The 16,498-nt window shown below is 49.8% G+C and carries 17 protein-coding genes; 7 read left to right on the forward strand and 10 right to left on the reverse strand.

Annotated features, from left to right (window positions below; translation table 11 throughout):
• Positions 1 to 91 precede the first annotated feature (91 nt).
• Positions 92 to 1,642 carry a type IX secretion system motor protein PorM/GldM gene (gene porM / locus DFER_RS14415; protein WP_374754543.1) on the forward strand — a complete coding sequence of 517 codons (1,551 nt, stop codon included), beginning with the start codon at positions 92 to 94 and terminating at the stop codon, positions 1,640 to 1,642.
• Between the two features lie 38 nt (positions 1,643 to 1,680).
• Positions 1,681 to 2,748 (forward strand): type IX secretion system ring subunit PorN/GldN, encoded by a 1,068-nt coding sequence (gene porN / locus DFER_RS14420; RefSeq protein WP_015812383.1) that lies wholly within the window; start codon positions 1,681 to 1,683, stop codon positions 2,746 to 2,748.
• Positions 2,749 to 2,981: 233 nt separating this feature from the next.
• On the opposite strand, the gene DFER_RS14425 is transcribed toward porN, so the two are convergent.
• From DFER_RS14425 to DFER_RS14435, 3 genes are all read right to left on the reverse strand, one after another.
• Positions 2,982 to 4,205, reverse strand: coding sequence for an IS110 family RNA-guided transposase (locus tag DFER_RS14425; protein ID WP_015810681.1), 1,224 nt, complete (start codon positions 4,203 to 4,205; stop codon positions 2,982 to 2,984).
• 163 nt (positions 4,206 to 4,368) lie between these two features.
• On the reverse strand, positions 4,369 to 5,013 hold the full coding sequence (locus DFER_RS30135; RefSeq protein ID WP_015812384.1) for a hypothetical protein: 645 nt from the start codon (positions 5,011 to 5,013) through the stop codon (positions 4,369 to 4,371).
• A gap of 112 nt (positions 5,014 to 5,125) precedes the next feature.
• Positions 5,126 to 5,794 carry a DUF4230 domain-containing protein gene (locus DFER_RS14435; RefSeq protein ID WP_015812385.1) on the reverse strand — a complete coding sequence of 223 codons (669 nt, stop codon included), beginning with the start codon at positions 5,792 to 5,794 and terminating at the stop codon, positions 5,126 to 5,128.
• Between the two features lie 44 nt (positions 5,795 to 5,838).
• On the opposite strand from DFER_RS14435, the gene miaA reads away from it, so the two are divergent.
• A complete protein-coding gene (gene miaA / locus DFER_RS14440; protein WP_015812386.1) occupies positions 5,839 to 6,768 on the forward strand; it encodes a tRNA (adenosine(37)-N6)-dimethylallyltransferase MiaA in 930 nt (309 codons plus the stop codon).
• Positions 6,769 to 6,800: 32 nt separating this feature from the next.
• On the opposite strand, the gene DFER_RS14445 is transcribed toward miaA, so the two are convergent.
• From DFER_RS14445 to DFER_RS14460, 4 genes are all read right to left on the reverse strand, one after another.
• On the reverse strand, positions 6,801 to 7,100 hold the full coding sequence (locus DFER_RS14445) for a rhodanese-like domain-containing protein (RefSeq protein WP_015812387.1): 300 nt from the start codon (positions 7,098 to 7,100) through the stop codon (positions 6,801 to 6,803).
• Positions 7,101 to 7,126: 26 nt separating this feature from the next.
• Positions 7,127 to 8,989, reverse strand: a complete 1,863-nt coding sequence (locus DFER_RS14450; RefSeq protein ID WP_015812388.1) for a T9SS type A sorting domain-containing protein — start codon at positions 8,987 to 8,989, stop codon at positions 7,127 to 7,129.
• On the reverse strand, positions 8,967 to 9,761 hold the full coding sequence (locus DFER_RS14455) for a PASTA domain-containing protein (RefSeq protein ID WP_015812389.1): 795 nt from the start codon (positions 9,759 to 9,761) through the stop codon (positions 8,967 to 8,969). The genes DFER_RS14450 and DFER_RS14455 overlap by 23 nt, the downstream gene beginning before the upstream one ends.
• Before the next feature lie 70 nt (positions 9,762 to 9,831).
• Positions 9,832 to 10,425 (reverse strand): riboflavin synthase, encoded by a 594-nt coding sequence (locus DFER_RS14460; protein ID WP_015812390.1) that lies wholly within the window; start codon positions 10,423 to 10,425, stop codon positions 9,832 to 9,834.
• Between the two features lie 177 nt (positions 10,426 to 10,602).
• On the opposite strand from DFER_RS14460, the gene hisB reads away from it, so the two are divergent.
• From hisB to DFER_RS14480, 4 genes are all read left to right on the forward strand, one after another.
• Complete coding sequence (hisB, locus tag DFER_RS14465; RefSeq protein WP_015812391.1) at positions 10,603 to 11,727, forward strand: bifunctional histidinol-phosphatase/imidazoleglycerol-phosphate dehydratase HisB; 1,125 nt, start codon at positions 10,603 to 10,605, stop codon at positions 11,725 to 11,727.
• A 332-nt stretch (positions 11,728 to 12,059) separates the two neighbouring features.
• The gene (locus DFER_RS14470; RefSeq protein WP_015812393.1) at positions 12,060 to 12,359 is read left to right on the forward strand and encodes a hypothetical protein; all 300 of its coding nucleotides are present in this window, start codon (positions 12,060 to 12,062) and stop codon (positions 12,357 to 12,359) included.
• A gap of 115 nt (positions 12,360 to 12,474) precedes the next feature.
• Positions 12,475 to 13,122 (forward strand): carbonate dehydratase, encoded by a 648-nt coding sequence (gene can / locus DFER_RS14475; protein ID WP_015812394.1) that lies wholly within the window; start codon positions 12,475 to 12,477, stop codon positions 13,120 to 13,122.
• Positions 13,123 to 13,177: 55 nt separating this feature from the next.
• Positions 13,178 to 14,755, forward strand: coding sequence for a SulP family inorganic anion transporter (locus tag DFER_RS14480; protein WP_015812395.1), 1,578 nt, complete (start codon positions 13,178 to 13,180; stop codon positions 14,753 to 14,755).
• An 81-nt stretch (positions 14,756 to 14,836) separates the two neighbouring features.
• On the opposite strand, the gene DFER_RS14485 is transcribed toward DFER_RS14480, so the two are convergent.
• The 3 genes from DFER_RS14485 to DFER_RS14495 form a co-directional block, all read right to left on the reverse strand.
• Complete coding sequence (locus DFER_RS14485; protein ID WP_229206002.1) at positions 14,837 to 15,232, reverse strand: Spy/CpxP family protein refolding chaperone; 396 nt, start codon at positions 15,230 to 15,232, stop codon at positions 14,837 to 14,839.
• A gap of 87 nt (positions 15,233 to 15,319) precedes the next feature.
• Positions 15,320 to 15,760 (reverse strand): hypothetical protein, encoded by a 441-nt coding sequence (locus tag DFER_RS14490; protein ID WP_015812397.1) that lies wholly within the window; start codon positions 15,758 to 15,760, stop codon positions 15,320 to 15,322.
• A gap of 54 nt (positions 15,761 to 15,814) precedes the next feature.
• A complete protein-coding gene (locus DFER_RS14495) occupies positions 15,815 to 16,357 on the reverse strand; it encodes an RNA polymerase sigma factor (protein WP_015812398.1) in 543 nt (180 codons plus the stop codon).
• Positions 16,358 to 16,498 lie beyond the last annotated feature (141 nt).

Genomic DNA, 16,498 nt, shown 5'->3' on the forward strand with positions numbered 1-16,498 from the left:
TTGTTATTAGTTAAATAATTCAATCACTGAAAACTGATTACACAACAATATGGCAGGTGGAAAAGAAACACCCCGTCAAAAGATGATTGGAATGATGTATCTGGTGCTCACGGCGATGCTCGCATTGCAGGTAAGCTCAGCTATCATCGAGAAATTCATCCTACTGAACAATTCTTTGGAATTATCCTCCGGAGCAGCTAACAAAATCAATCAGGAAACGGTACTTAAAATCAAGGCAGCGGTTGAAAAGTCCGGAAACCGGGCTGCGGACGTGGCTGTCATCAAAGAAGCCGAACAGGTTCGCAAGGTTACATCAGACATTAATAACCAGCTCAATGCACTGAAACAGGAGATCATCACCAGAGCCGGCGGCGGTTTCAACGAAGAGGGTGCGATCAAAAATCCTGAAGAAGAAACCAAAGTAGGTGAAATGATGATCGGCGTAGGCAAAAGAGGTAAAGCTTACGAGCTCCAAAAAACCCTGAACGGCTACGTGGCGGAACTGAATAAGGTTTCCCCTAACAAATTCGCCGGCCTCGCACTGGACGGCCGCGAAGATCCGGTTGCAAAAGGTAACAAAGACCAACGCAATAAAGACTTCGCCGAGCTGAACTTCGAATCGACTCCCGTTGCAGCGGCATTGGCCGTATTGAGCCAGAAACAAACCGACGTTCGTCGTATGGAAGGCGAAGTGCTGAACTACCTCGCGAGCAAAGTAGGTGCTGCGGACATCAAGTTCGACCGCGTGTTGGCGATGGTAAGTGCAGATGCCAAAACAGTGGTAGCAGGTACCAAATTCAAAGGACAAATGTTCATCGCGGCTTCGGCGTCGGGTATCACTCCCCGCATGAGCCTGAACGGTTCTCCTGTGAAAGTTGAAAACGGTGTCGGTGTAATCGAGTTTACTGCACAAGGTGGCGGATATAATGCAGAAGGTCTGGCAAAAAGAGAGCTTCGCGGACAGATCACCATCCCTACCCCATCCGGCAAAGACACTACTTACACGATGACGCAGGAATACTTCGTCGTGAAGCCTTCTTACCAGATCGAGACAGGAACATTGCCTCCATTGTACCTGGGTTGCGCTAATAAGCTGAGCATCCAGAGCCCTGCATTGGGTGCGCTTTGGGCACCTAGCTTCTCGACGGACGGTGGCGAAATTATCAACAGCGGACAAAAAGGTAAATTTACCATTGTACCAAGCAAATCCAGCCTGAACATTACCGTAAGCAATGCGGGTAACGTGCTGGGTTCGGAGCCATTTAAAGTAAACCGCGTTCCGAAACCATCGCTGGAAGTGCGCGTGAACGGTGCTCCGTTCGACGAGCGCAGAGGCGCGCCTGCATCCGGAGCCAGAAGCATTCAGATTATCGCCGTGCCTGACGAGAGTTTCAAAAACTTCTCGCCTGAGGACGCTAAGTTCCGCGTGTCGCAGGTTGAAATTTCACTTGCACGTAACAACAGACGCATCGGTGGTGTTACATTGAATGGCGGAGGCGGATCTATCTCGTCTCTGGCACAGCAAGCACAGCCTGGTGACCGCTATGTAATTTCGATCCTGAAAGTAGAACGCCAGAACTTCAAGGGTGCTGTGAGCGACGTTGAAATGGGTAACCAAATCAGACAAGTTACGCTATACTAATCGCAGGCATTTAGTCGTTGATTGGACAATACAACATTATGTATGATATGAGAAGAATGAACGGAAAAACGATTGCATGGTCTTTGCTGTCGCTGTCTCTTGCAAGTACTGCCACATTTGCGCAGGAAAAAGAGGATTCGACTGCGAATCAGTTCTCATCACGCCCCATCTCCGACGGTGACGTGATGATGAAAAGAACGCTCTGGAGACGGGTCGATTTGAAAGAAAAGCAGAACATTTCCATGTTCTCTAAAAACAATGAGATCACACGCTACTTGTTGGATGCGGCGAAAGCAGGACTGATCGACGCCTATGTAAACGATTCCTGCGCAACCAAAATCACTGGTGAAGAACTTCATAAACGCATCCTGATCCCTAACCAAACCGCGGGACTCTCTGCCGAGGAAATAGCGGCGGGTTTCGGAGAACCGGCGAAAGCGGACGGCTGGGATGCGAAAGCCAAAACTGATCCGAGCAAGCAGGCTGCTAATGCAGATGACGGATGGGGCAACACGGCTAAAAAGGATACCAAGAAAGAAGAAGTGGTAGAAGATGACGGATGGGGACCTCCCAAAAAGAAATCTTCGAAAAAAGGTGCTAAAACCGAGGTTGCCAAAGAAGAACCAAAAGTGGAAGAGCCTAAGCCGGACAGCACTTCTTTCGAAACACAACAATTTGCAGCAACGGAAGAAGAATATTTCCCCGAACAGCTGAGCATTCTCGAAGTGAAGGAAGACTGGGTTTTCGACAAGAAACGTTCACGTTTGTACAACGATATCCAAACGCTGACGATCGTTCTTCCCGCAGAGCAAACTGCAACAGGTCTGGAACTTCCGGTGGCCTCATTCCGCTGGAAAGACGTTGAAAGACTTTTCAGAAGCGATCCTAAAAAATACATCTGGTATAACACCCATAATACCGCCCAAAACAAGAACCTGGCCGATGCATTTGACCTTCGCCTGTTCTACGGACGGATCACCAAGTTCTCCAATGCCAACGATAAGGCATTCCTAGACATTTACAACGGTGAAAAAGAGGCCCTTATCAAATCCCTGAACTACGAACAGGAGCTGATGGAACTGGAACACGGTCTCTGGGAATACTAAGAACAATGAATTTGTAATGCGAAAGAGCTTCCTCACGGAAGCTCTTTTTTTTCTGAAAGTCTTTTCTAAACCCGTATAGACAAAGTAATCCGATGATCACAGATCGATGTAAGCGCTTTTCCTCTTAGAGAAAAATTTTTTCTACGTGCTCTATGGCAACAGCTGTGGGTGCTTAGCGTCTGTTATCAGTTTTGTTTACGGGGTATAGTCCACCAAAAAAAGCCTCGACCTTTCTATTGGGACGCTAATATTTTCAACTTCCTTACGCGGTTTTCTAACCGTTGGATTTCAGCTTTCCTTCTTTCGATCAGGATTTCTGGTCTCAGGGCTGGTTCCTTGTAAGGTAATTTATCCCGGAGGATATGGTATGATGCTGTGAGTATGTGGTGGGCAATCGCCATTGCCGCTTTCTTCTTTCCCCGTCTTTGGGTGAGCTTGTGGTACTTGAATGACAGGTAGGTATTCATCGTATGGCTTGCCGCCCAGGCTGCTTCGATCAATGTTGTTTTCAAATAGGTGTTGCCATGGGTGGTCCTTGCCGATCTTACTTTTCCTGCACTCTCGTTGTTGCCTGGGCATACCCCTGCCCAAGAAGCCAGGTGCTTGTCTGAGATAAACTGGGACATGTCCAGACCGATCTCGGAAACGATACCAATAGCTGATTGCCTGGATACGCCTGGGATGGTTTGCAGTAGTGCGAGCTCGGCCTGCTTACCGGCCAGGCAAAGTTCAATCTGCTGGTCAAGTTGTTCGATGAGCTTTTCCAGCGCGCCCATTGTCTGTGTGAGCAACTTTAACATAAAGCGGTGACGCTCACAGAACCGGCCGTAAAGCGCCTGTTGTAAAACCTGCTTTTTATTTACCAGCGAACCTTTGGCCTGGTTTGAGAGAACCACGGGGTCAGTAATTCCTTCCATAAGCAGATCTACGATCCCCTGTCCGGTTTTGGAAAACACATCGCTAACCACGCTGCCGAGCTTGATGTTGGCATCTTCCAGAATATTCTGTAACCGATTTTTCTCCCGGCTACGCTCATTGACAAGCTTCTTACGGTGGCGTAGCAATGTCCTTATCTCCCGCACCCATCCTTCCGGGACAAAGCTGTGCCGAAGAAGTCCGCTCAACAGCAGCTTGGCGATCCATTCGGAATCCTTTTTATCAGTTTTGTGGCCGGGAACGTTCTTGATATGACGGGCATTAACCAAAATGATCTCAAAGCGGCCTTCCAAAACATAATACACAGGCCGCCAGTAAACGCCCGTACTCTCCATAGCGATGTGGGTAATCTGATGGCCTTCAAGCCAATGCGACAAATCTTCCAGGTCTCTGGTGAAGGTGGCGAAGGTCCGGGTTTCTTCCTGGATTCCCGTCCCTTTGATTGAAGCAACTACTGTATCTTTGTGTACATCCAGGCCACAACCTCGGGCTATGAGCTGGGGGAATTCTACTACTGCCATGTCATTTGATAGATTGGTCTCTAATTAAAACGACTTTCATGCGCGTGGGTGAATTCCCCCAATTCATAATTGTTTTGTTTGCTAACTATGTGGCGACCAAAATAAAGGCCAGTCCGGTAATGTCGGACTGGCCTTTTATACTGATTGGCCGACTAATGCCTTATTACTTGCTGAATTTACCCGCCTTCAACCGACTAAGGTTCACTTTCAATTTACCTGCTTTCTGAACTTGCTCGTCCGTCAGGCCCAATGCGGCGATGGTTTTTTCGTAGCTTTTGAAGTCTATTTCAGCATTCAAACGGCCGCCTGGTTCCAGCAATGTTCCCGGAATGATGACGATCCTGATGTCTTCGAAAGTCCGTGCAGGCGCGTTTGTCTGTTGTTCGCTCCAATCGGTAGGCAGCAGTTCTACAAAGAACGTCCCGTCTTCCACACCGTGGATGAATGTAAACGAGCTCACTTTGTTTCCCCCGAAAGCAATGATACCCGGCATTGGCCAGTAAACGCCTTGCGCTTTCAGGTAAACCATCACAACCGAAGATCTGAAAAGGCTGTCCTCGGACGGATCGAGATCTTCCTGGCCAGTGATAAAGCCGCCTGTCGTATCCGTGGTGACCTGTCCTGTCGAAAGGATGAATGCCGAGCTACCCGTACCGTCTTCGCCATCCTCACCTGCCGGTCCCGCCGGTCCTGCTGGTCCCTGGGCCCCCGCCGGGCCCGCCGGGCCAACGGCTCCGTCATCTCCCTTACAGCTGACGAAGGCAATGGTAAGCGCTACGCAGGCGAATAGTAATAATTTTCTGAGCATAACTGTTAAAGTTTAGAAAGTGATAAATGAAACTGTACGAGTGAATACGCTGACAAATCCCGTTCTGATGAGAATAGAGGCGTTTAACGCATAAATTATATAAAAAAAATAACTATTCCTTTCTGCCGTCCAAAGAATCGATTTCGGCTTCCAGTGTACGGTAATGGGAGAATTCGCGCAGCAATGCCACATTGCCATCGGGGAGCTTCATTTCGATGGACCAATTCATGGATGCAGCTAACTGAAATATCATCAATTGCACCTGATTACCGGCGATCCGGGGCAGATCGCTTTCCATGGCCTTTTCGTTCATGGTTTGTTTGGCCTCGTTCAGAATGGCAGTGTAATCGTCGCTTTGGAAGCGGTTCAGCCAGCCTTGTTCGATGTCGTAAAACTTGTAATCAGTGTCGATGGACAGGATTTCGGGTGCGGGGAAGAAGTCGATCACCAGCTTGCGTTCACCATCCGGGCGGTGGAATTTCATTTTACCAAAATCATAACCTACCAAAACCTTTGCCTTGGCGATAATCAGGGCTTTCTTTTTGTCGTTAATGAGGTTCCAGATATTTTTGTCGTTCTGATAGTTGTAGATTTCGGTGAAATAGCCTTCCGCCATGACCACTTTGAAAACCTTCTCTATCCGTTCGATAAGCACCGACGCTTCCTGTGTTGACACATATTTCTTAGATTTCCGGGCTTGCAGCCAGGTGTTGAGCGCAGCACCGGACAACCCGCCTGCAATGAGGGCGATGATCAAAAAAAATAGTGTAGAGGAATCCATATCTCTATTTTTGTGCTGATTAAAATTCAAACAAAAACGGCACAATGCCAAATAGCCCACAGAAATATCTGGTCACCGTTGCAGGCCCGACGGCCGTTGGGAAAACCGCACTGGCCATTCAGCTCGCAAACGACCTTCATACTGAAATCATCTCGGCCGATTCGCGCCAGTTTTTCCGTGAACTCAGCATCGGCACTGCAAAACCCACGCCCGAAGAACTTGCCCGGGCCACGCACCATTTTGTGGATTCCCATTCCATTTCGGAACCGTACAGCGCCGGCGATTTCGAACGTGATGCGCTGGCATTGCTCGACACGCTCTTCCAAAAATATAATGTAGTGGTGATGACCGGCGGATCGGGCTTCTACGTCAGGGCGGTACTCGAAGGCTTGGACGAATTACCGGCCCCGCTTCCCGGCCTGCGCGAATCGCTCACCCGGCAACTGGAAGAGCATGGGCTTGCCGTGCTGCAAGAACAAATCCGCAAAATCGATCCCGACTTTGCCGCTACCCCCGAAATCGCAAACCCGCAGCGTGTTGTACGCGCGCTGGAAGTGTTTCATACATCGGGAACGCCCATCAGCCATTTCAAGCTGAAAAACACGCGACAGCGCCCATTTCAGCCCATTAACATAGCGCTCGACCGCGACCGGGCGGAACTCTACCGGCGAATAGACGAACGCATGGACATCATGCTGCAAGAAGGACTGGTGGAAGAAGCCAAAAGCGTGATCGCATACCGCGAGCACCATGCGCTCAAAACGGTGGGTTACCGGGAAGTTTACAGCTACCTCGATGGTGAATATGACGAGCAGGAAATGGTACGGTTGCTGAAACAGAACTCACGCCGGTACGCCAAGCGGCAGCTTACGTGGTTCAGGCATCAGGGGAATTTCGAATGGTTTCACCCCGGTGATTACGACCGCATCCTGGAATATGTGCGGGAACAGATCCATTTGCATGAAAGCAATTAGACGGAGCCTAGGCCCCGTCTAATTGATCAGATTTAGTCTTCGAGCTCGCGGTAGGCCAGGATGCCGCCTAACACGTTGCGTACATTGGAGAAACCCTGCGACTCCAGGTAACGTGCCGCCTTGCCGCTGCGCGCGCCTGAACGGCAGTGAATGATAATTTCTTCGTCCTTCAAGGCTTCGAGCTCATCCAGGTGATCCGGCAGCTCGCCCAGGGGGATCAGTATCGCGCCGAGGTTGTCCTCTTCGTATTCATGTTCTTCGCGAACGTCGTAAAAGTGCAGGTCTTCGCCCTTTTCAAGACGCTCTTTCAATTCTTCAACTGTAATATCCATATTTAAAAAATTTGTGACGATTGAGTCTATTTCGAAATTAACATTTTTTGCACAAAGGATCGTCTCCCGTCCGTGGCCTTGAAAATATAAATGCCCTGGTCCAATCGCTCCACGCCGGTAGAATGCTGGTCGGGGGCCGGTTCAAATGCATGGATGAGGCTACCGGCGGAGTTGTAGATTTCTACTTTACGAAGGGAAGAGTTTTTCCAATGCACCGCTCCTCTCGCCGGATTGGGATAAAAAACGGCATTGATCGCCTCCTGCGGCTCATTCCCGGTGATCACGCCCTGCACGCTCTTCCCGAGGTACGGCCGGATCATGATCGAGCCTTTCAGAGAAGTTTCTTTTGCCCACTCGGTGCCAAGGTTGTAAAAAACCGCATTGCGGCCCAGCAGCGAATTGCGGTCGAAGCCCACGGTTACCGGCTGATCGTTGATCTGCACCCAACCTACATAAAATGTATCGGGCACAGCCACCGGATTGGCAAATGCATATTCAATAAATCCATCGCGCATGACCGGGTACCGGACCGCCACCGAGCGCTGCGCGATAACCTGGTCGGGCCTGCCGCCTTTGTTGCTGTAAATCTGGATTGTGAACCCCTGGCCGGAAATATCTTTGTTAAAAGACACCATCGACATCCGCACACCGCCGATCGTATCCGGTTTTGCGAGGGCATATTGCACCGCCACGCGGCCCAGTTTCTGGTTCACCTGCACGCCATATTCGGCGCTGCCATCGTCATAAGCGAAGTAATCGCTCAATGCGGTCCGGGCCGTAATAGTGTCGTTCGTTTTGAGATTGGCGCCGGGGATGGTGTCCGTGGTGGCAATGTAAAATTTACTGATCAAATGCAGGCTGTCGAGCTGCGCGGCTGCATTAACCGGCGAAACTTTTACGCGCAGTGTTTGTGATTTAAGCGCTTCCACAAACACCGAGCGCTGGACATTACGCAATATTTCGGTTCCCCACTGCGCGTCCGTGAGCGTAAATGTGCTCGTAAGGACGTTGAAGTTGTTGAAATGATTGACAATATCTGTCCTCAGGGAATCGGCCATCGCGGCTGCGGGGCTCACGCGATATTGCCGCAAAGGCATCGCCGTGTATTTTTTAAGCAGGTTTGAAACCGGTTTCCGTAACGCCACGTCAAACAGATAGGGCTGCTTTACAGACCTCTTCGCATTCAAATAGACATAATCCAGATGCCAGGTGTCGTATGCGCCTGTGCTCCGCCCGTAGGACCGGAACCGGAACTGAAATGCTTCGTGCAGGTAATTGGCGTCTTTAATGGCAATAAACTGCTGATGGAACAAAGTGTCCACCTGATAACCCAGCTGTGTCCAAACCGGCACCCACTCAGCGGCTTTGTTAAAAAACTCTAATCTGAGAAAGTCACTGGAATCGGGCAGTTCGCCAAGCCCTTTGGCCGCCCAATAGAAACTCAGGTACACCGAATCGGCAGCCACTTTTCCGCCCAGATTCACCGGTTGGGAAGTGAGCGTGTCCGTATAGCCCTGTGAAAGCGGGTTTACCACGTTGTAAGGAGCGCCATTGGCGTCCAGCCCGTCGAACGTCGCAACATTCACCGACGGATGGGCATTCACAAGGGTATTATTAATATAAACACCGCTTCCGGGCAGCCAGTAGCGGGTGCTGGGCGCGAGTGTTTTGGTAGTAGAAAAATCGTCAAAAAAAGGCAGGTTCAACGAGGCCTGGGTCCGGTGGTTTTGCGGTTCGGACTCGCTCTCCGATACATGATACCGGGCCTGATCAATCGGCACGATGCGCAATTGCGCCCGGGCGACATGACTCTGCACCATCGCCAGCACGCAAATCCATATAAAAATCCCGTGTGTGAAGAATTGTCTACTGCTGCGGTTGATTCTCATTATCCGTCGATTCAGGCGCCTGCGGCGTGACCCACAAGTCGATTACGTCCCCTATTCTTACCTTATTTCCCGCATCGGGGTTTTGTCGCACGATCGACCCGGGTGCCTGGCCTTCCTCGGCGGGTACTTCCATTTGCTGACCAACTTTCAGTCCCGCTCCAACAATTGCAATCTTCGCTTCATCCACAGGCATTCCAATCACCGATGGTGCTTCAAACTGTGCCGTGCCGAGCCCCTCGCCCAGTTCCAGATCTATTTTCGAGCCTTTCGCGATCGGCTGCCCGGGCAGGATTTCCTTGCCGTTGTACATTTGCTTTAACACCGCATTCTGCGCCATATCAGGCACATATGAGATATTTCCTTCTTCCAGACCTACGCTTTTCAGCAGCATTTGAGCACTGCGGTGCGTCATATCCGTCAGTTTCGGCATTTTGATCAGCGGCGCTGTGCGCGATACCACCGTCACATATATTTTCCGGCCTTCCTTCACCTTCGAACCCGGCAAAGGATATTGCGAAATGATCGTGAGCGCAGGCACGTTGGTCACAAAAGTACAGTCGACTTCGTAGCGCAGGTCGCGGTCCCCGAGGAAGTCTTCCAGATCCTCCACACTCTTCTTTTTCAGGTCAGGCACGGTGATCGCCTCGCCATGATTGGTTGTGAAAGGAAGGTAAACGAAGAAAAACCCCAGAAATAGGACCAAAAGCAGCGAGACAATGATTCCGATATGAATGAAAAGATCAGTTCTGGACTGTGTACTTATTTTGGCCATGAATGTATTAGATGCGCTTTGGTATTATAAACGGGTAAAAATAAACGTAATATTTCAAGATGCCAATATGCTAAACAGCATAGGAACCGAGAATTCTCTTGATGTATTTGCCCAGAATATCAAATTCCAGGTTCACCGAATCCCCAGCTTTCAACGAATGGAAATTGGTAAAGTTATAGGTATAGGGGATAATAGCCACCCGAAACGTGTTTTCGCTTGAATTAAACACCGTAAGACTCACCCCATTGATGCAGATCGAGCCTTTCTCGACGGTGATGTTGCCCTTGGAAGCGTCGTACTCAAAATCGAACAGCCAGCTGCCGTCGCGCTCCTGCACCTGCGTGCACCGGGCCGTCTGGTCCACGTGGCCCTGCACGATATGCCCGTCGAAGCGGCCATTGGCCGGCATGCAGCGTTCGAGGTTCACCTTGCTGCCCGATACCAGCTCGCCCAAGTTTGTTTTCAGCAAGGTTTCTTCAATGGCGGTTACCTTATATTGATCCGCATCCACCGCCACTACCGTGAGGCAAACGCCATTATGGCTTACACTCTGATCTATTTTGAGCTCATGGGCAATGGACGATTTGAATGTAAAAGTCTTATTGGTGCCCTCCGATGCTACATTCACCACTTCGGCGATTGCTTCGACAATTCCTGTAAACATTTTGATATAGAATTTAAAATGCAAAGTTACAATATCTGAACCGCTCTCCTACCCTGTAAATTCCCGTCATAACCATTATTCGTGGCCGACTGCTTTTCAATTAGGCATTCTTTGCGAACTTTGCGCTGAAAAAGCGCTGCGGAATTCTGGCAGGGTGCTTGTAATCCAAATCTGTTAATGAAAAAAGTACTATTTATCGATCGCGACGGTACGATCATCGTCGAGCCACCTACCGACTTTCAGGTCGATTCCCTGGAAAAGCTCGAATTCCTGCCCAAAGCCATTTCCGCATTGCGCAAAATTGCGGAAGAAACCGATTACGAGCTTGTAATGGTTACCAACCAGGACGGCCTCGGAACGAGTTCTTTTCCCGAAGACACTTTCTGGCCTGCCCAGAACAAGATGGTGAAAACGCTCGAAGGCGAAGACGTCCGGTTCGCAGATGTGCATATCGACCGCAGTTTCCCGGAAGACAACCTGCCTACCCGCAAGCCGGGCATCGGCATGCTGACCTCGTATTTCTCCAATGAATACGACCTGGCCAACAGCTACGTCATCGGCGACCGCCTTACCGACGTGCAACTGGCCGTCAATCTAGGCGCAAAGGCGATCCTTTTCCGCTCCGAACTGCCGGAAGAAGGCCTCTCCGGCGAGCATAATGAAGCCACTGCATTGATTTCCAGCGACTGGGACGCTATATACGAGCATTTGAAACTCCCTTCTCGCAAGGCATCAGTCGAAAGAAACACAAAGGAAACGCAGATCAAAGTAGAACTGAACCTCGACGGCAGCGGCCGCTCCGACATTCATACCGGCCTCGGCTTCTTCGACCATATGCTCGACCAGCTCGCGCGCCATTCAGGAGCGGATCTATCGATCCACGTCGTGGGAGATTTGCATATCGACGAGCACCACACGATAGAGGATACCGCCCTCGCATTAGGCGAAGCCTACCGCCAGGCAATCGGTGATAAGCGCGGCATCAGCCGGTACGGCTTTCTGTTGCCGATGGACGAGGCGCTGGCACAGGTAGCGATCGACTTTTCGGGCCGTCCGTGGATCGTCTGGGATGCCGAATTTAAGAGAGAGAAGATCGGAGAAATGCCTACCGAGATGTTTTTTCACTTTTTCAAGTCATTCTCAGACACTTCGCTTTCCAACCTGAACATCAAGGTGGAAGGTGACAATGAGCACCACAAGATCGAATCGATTTTCAAGGCATTTGCGAAGGCCATTAAAATGGCGGTGAAACGCGACCTTAAAGCGCTGGATTTCATGCCATCGACGAAAGGAGTGCTTTAAATTTTTACTAAAACTGGGGCTGATGTGGCATTTTTTGCTATTTTTGCTCATCTTACATCGCATTATAATCGAGTACAACTATGATGATGACTGTTATTATGATTGTTTTTTACGTCGTTCTGCTGACATCGGCGTTCCTGGTGGGGCGTTGGTTGGAGAACAACGAAAAGCAATGGAAGGTAAATAAGTAAGGGTTGTTCATACGACCCTTTTTTATTTGTCTCGGCTAGTTACATAAGACAAATTCATCGCAAGGCCATACTAAAATGTGACGTACTGAACGTTTAAAACGCGTTAAGTGTTATTTTGGCTCTTAAAAAACCTGTTTTCACGTGCTCAGAACGCTTTGTCTCATACTGCTTACGGCCTTCCTCATCTGTAAAGCCACAGATGTTGCCAGTTTGCTGCTATGCAAAGACCAATCTTCTGTGGTGTGTGATACCGGAACCTGCGATAATGAGGGGAAGCCGGAGGTCGAGAAACTAAACGACGACCAGCTGCTAATCCCCCAACTCGTGCATTTTGACCGCTCCGTAGAAATGATACCGGTCAAAAGCTCATTCTTCTACACTGCGAATTTCGATAACGAGATATATCGCAACCTGCTCTCTCCGCCTCCGGAGCTTATCTGATTTCCTTAATCCAAACTCTTTAGAGTGCTTTGCTGCCGTATGCGGTGTGGTATTTCCGCATCCCTGCGCGCATGTTCCTGTATTTTTTATTCCAATTAATTCTAATCAAGAAATCATGATCAGGGCTTATAACCAGTTATTTGAAAACAACAAGAAGTGGGCAGAAGAAACGACCAAGGAAAATCCGGAGTTTTTCTCCAATCTGGCGAAAGGCCAGGCTCCGAAGTTCCTCTGGATCGGCTGCTCCGATAGCCGCGTTCCGGCTAACCAGCTCACCGGCACCCAGCCGGGCGACATTTTTGTGCACCGGAACATTGCCAATATGGTCATTCACACGGACATCAGCATGCTCAGCGTGCTCGACTACTCGGTGAACGTGCTCGGCGTGGAGCATATCCTCGTGTGCGGACACTATGGCTGCGGCGGCGTGATCACGGCCATGGGCAACAAGCAAGTGGGCCTGATCGATAACTGGCTGCGCCATATCAAGGATGTTTACCGCCTTCACGCACAGGAACTGAATGCGATCGAAGATCCGAAACAGAAAGCCGACCGGTTCGTTGAAATCAACGTTCAGGAGCAGGTGCGCGACCTCGCCAAAACGACCATCGTACAAACTGCCTGGGCTAACGGCAAAAAGCTGCAATTGCATGGCGTCGTTTACGATATCAGCAACGGTATCCTGAAAGACATGGACGTGACCATCGACGCAAGCAACTACGCCGACGACGTGTACCGTCTCGACATACCCCAGGTGGTATAATCAGCGGTTCTGCATGAAGAGTAGTCCAATTAATGATCCTTACTGAATCAATCGTATGTCATTGAATAATAAAAGTTTGTTCGCCAATATCAAATACGATTTACCTTCGGGGCTTGTCGTATCCCTGGTAGCGCTGCCATTATGCCTCGGCATTGCGCTAGCCTCGACCGGGCGTTCGGATCTCCTGTTCTCGGGGGTGATCGCCGGTATCGTAGGCGGAATCGTAGTAGGCTCGCTGAGCGGCTCCTCCCTGGGTGTGGCAGGTCCGGCAGCGGGTCTGGTTGTGATTGTACTCAATGCGCTCGATACACTGGGCAGCTTCGAGGCTTTTTTGCTCGCTGTGGTGCTTGCGGGAGTTTTGCAGATTATCGCAGGCTTTCTTAAAGCAGGTATTATCGGTTACTATTTCCCTTCATCGGTGATCAAGGGAATGCTGGCCGCCATTGGTATTACATTGATATTGAAAGAAATACCTCACGCGTTCGGCTATGATGCCGATTTCATGGGGGACGAAGCCTTTGCGCAGAAAGACGGGCACAATACCTTCTCGCAGGTATATTACTCGCTGCGCTATAACAGCACCGGCGCCATCATCATTTCGGTGATATCGCTCGCGATGCTGATTTTGTTCGATAAGCCTTTCATGAAGAGAATACAGCTGTTCCGTTTCATCCCGGGCGCACTTTTCGTCGTGCTTACCGGCGTTGTACTGAATATCGTATTCGGTGCCGTGGCGCCGCAATGGGTTTTGACCGGCGAGCACATGGTGCAGCTTCCTGTCGCGTCGAGCGCTTCGGAGTTTTTCAGTTTCTTTAAATCACCTGATTTCTCCGCATTCAACAAACCGGAGGTTTACACCGTGGCGGTAACCCTTGCCATTGTGGCCAGCCTCGAAACGCTGCTTTCCGTGGAAGCAACCGACCGTCTCGACCCATTCAAGCGCACTACGCCTACCAACCGGGAGCTCATCGCGCAGGGTACAGGTAACATGGTGTCGGGCTTGCTGGGCGGCTTGCCTGTAACGCAGGTAATCGTGCGCAGCTCGGCCAATATCGACTCCGGCGGCAGAACCAGAATGAGTACCATCATTCACGGGACCATTCTGTTGATTTCAGCCGTGTTCATTGCCAAATACCTCAACTACATCCCGTTGGCCTCGCTGGCGGCGATCCTGCTGATGGTGGGTTATAAATTGGCCAAATTCGAGTTGTTCAAAGGCATGTACAAGCTGGGACTCGAACAGTTTATACCGTTTGTAGTGACAATCATCGCGATCCTGAGCACCGATTTGCTCAAAGGTATCGGAATCGGAATGGTCGTTGCGATCTATTTTATCCTGAAAAAGAACCACAAGCATTCTTACCATTATATCAAAGAACAGCACCGCGACGGCGACGTGATCACATTGTTGCTTTCCGAGGAAGTTACATTCCTTAACAAAGGCAGCATCAGCGCTACGCTGGATAACCTGCCCGACGGCGCTACGGTGGTGATCGACGGCAGCAAGTCGATGAATATCGACTACGACGTGCTCGAAATCATCCAGGATTTCAGGAAGCACCAGGCGCCGCTGCGCGATATTACCGTGGAAACGCGGGGAATCGGCGAAGTGGCAGCCGTGGGAGCGCATTAAACAGTACATAACTCAATACAAAGGCCCGCCTCCATTCGGACGCGGGCCTTTTGTTTTGTAATAAGTCGACAAGCAGGTTACTCAATTCTTTTGCTTCAACCGTTGGATCAGCATGTCGTTAAATGTACGCTCAGCCTTATACAATTCGATCACCTGGCTGGCGGTAATCACCTTTAAAAATTTATTTTGATAATCTTTTTCGAGGTCGAGTTCTTTCTGGCGGAGTTCCTGCACTTCTTTCAGGTTGTTCAGCACCGCTTCGTCGTTCTGTCCTTCGGCCTTTTTATCATTGATGATCTTGCGCTGTGCACGATGGATTTCACGTCTCTTCTGCGCGTATTCATTATACATCGGCCAGAAGCCCGTCGATTGCTCGGGCGTCAGGTTCAGGCGGTTGGTAATGATCGCGACCTTGGCGTCCTGAATGCGCTTGATTTCTTCCTCGGAACGACGCTGAGCATGAGCCGTTGTGGACACGGCACCGACCAATAGGAGCAAAAGAGCAAAAGTGTTCCGATACCGTTTGAATCTAAATTGTAAGTTCATTTCGATTGTTCGTTAGGGTCAAATCTTGTCCGGCGCAACCATAACTTCCTCCAACTGCTGGCGAAGAATATCGTCGTCCAGGCCATCCAGGTAATTCAGCACCGTCGAATCGGCGTCGAATGCCTTCTGGACCACCTTGTGTTCGCTTAAATCGTAATAACTAAGGTCCTGTTCTTCCAGGTAACTGATGATAGAGGCATTACTGATGCCGCTCAATGGCTCCTGCCCCAGCGATCCCTGGCGCTCCGGTACCGTTACCCACACGAGCACCAGAATCAATGCCGATGCCGCCGCCAGGCCAACGGAACGTTGCCATGACCAGCTCACGAGGGGTTTCCGGACGGGCTCCGCGGGGATCCGTGACTGGATCATTTGCGGCAGCTTGTCAAAATAACCTTCCGGCACGGTAAAGGGCGTCTCCCTTTTCAGATCATCCAGCCGTATACGTTTTTTGTCCATGATTATTTATATTTCCTGTCTTGTGAAGGTTTGACCAACCTGAATGCAAATAGTTTAATCGGTGTCGTTCAAAAAATCCTCAATTTTTTTCGAAGCCCAATGATATGAGGCTTTTAGCGCTCCTACCGACGTTCCGGTGATCTCCGAAATCTCTTCATAGGGTAAATCTTCAAAATATTTCAGGTTAAATACCAAACGCTGCTTTTCCGGTAATTTTAATATTGCTTTCTGCAATTTGAGCTGAATGGCGTCGCCGCTCACGTCGGGATCGGCTTCCAGTTTTTCGCTCAGCTCATTCTCTACATCGTAAATGGGGATGAAATATTTCCGGCGTTTTTTGTTCAGAAAATTTATGGCTTCGTTGCTCGCAATACGATAGAGCCAGGTGTACAGCTTGGCGTCGCCGCGGAAATTTTCCAGCGCGGTCCATGCCTTGATAAACACATCCTGGGTAATGTCATTGGCATCGTCATGATCCACCACCATCTTCCGTACCAGCCAATATACTTTTTGCTGGTACTTCCGCACCAGCTGATTGAAAGCGTTCCTCCGCGTTTCGGGATTCTCAAAAAGGGATAATAATTCTTCGTCGGACATTTAATCAGTATTAACCTGATCGCTTTTACAGGGAAATCTGCGTGACCAATAATTGTACCTGCGCCCGAAGGCAACGCCGGTCAATAATAGTTTATTTTTTGGTTCAGGACAAATAAAAAGAGCTCTGAGAAAGCAAAATCA

It is taken from the genome of Dyadobacter fermentans DSM 18053, from assembly GCF_000023125.1.
GTDB lineage: Bacteria > Bacteroidota > Bacteroidia > Cytophagales > Spirosomataceae > Dyadobacter > Dyadobacter fermentans.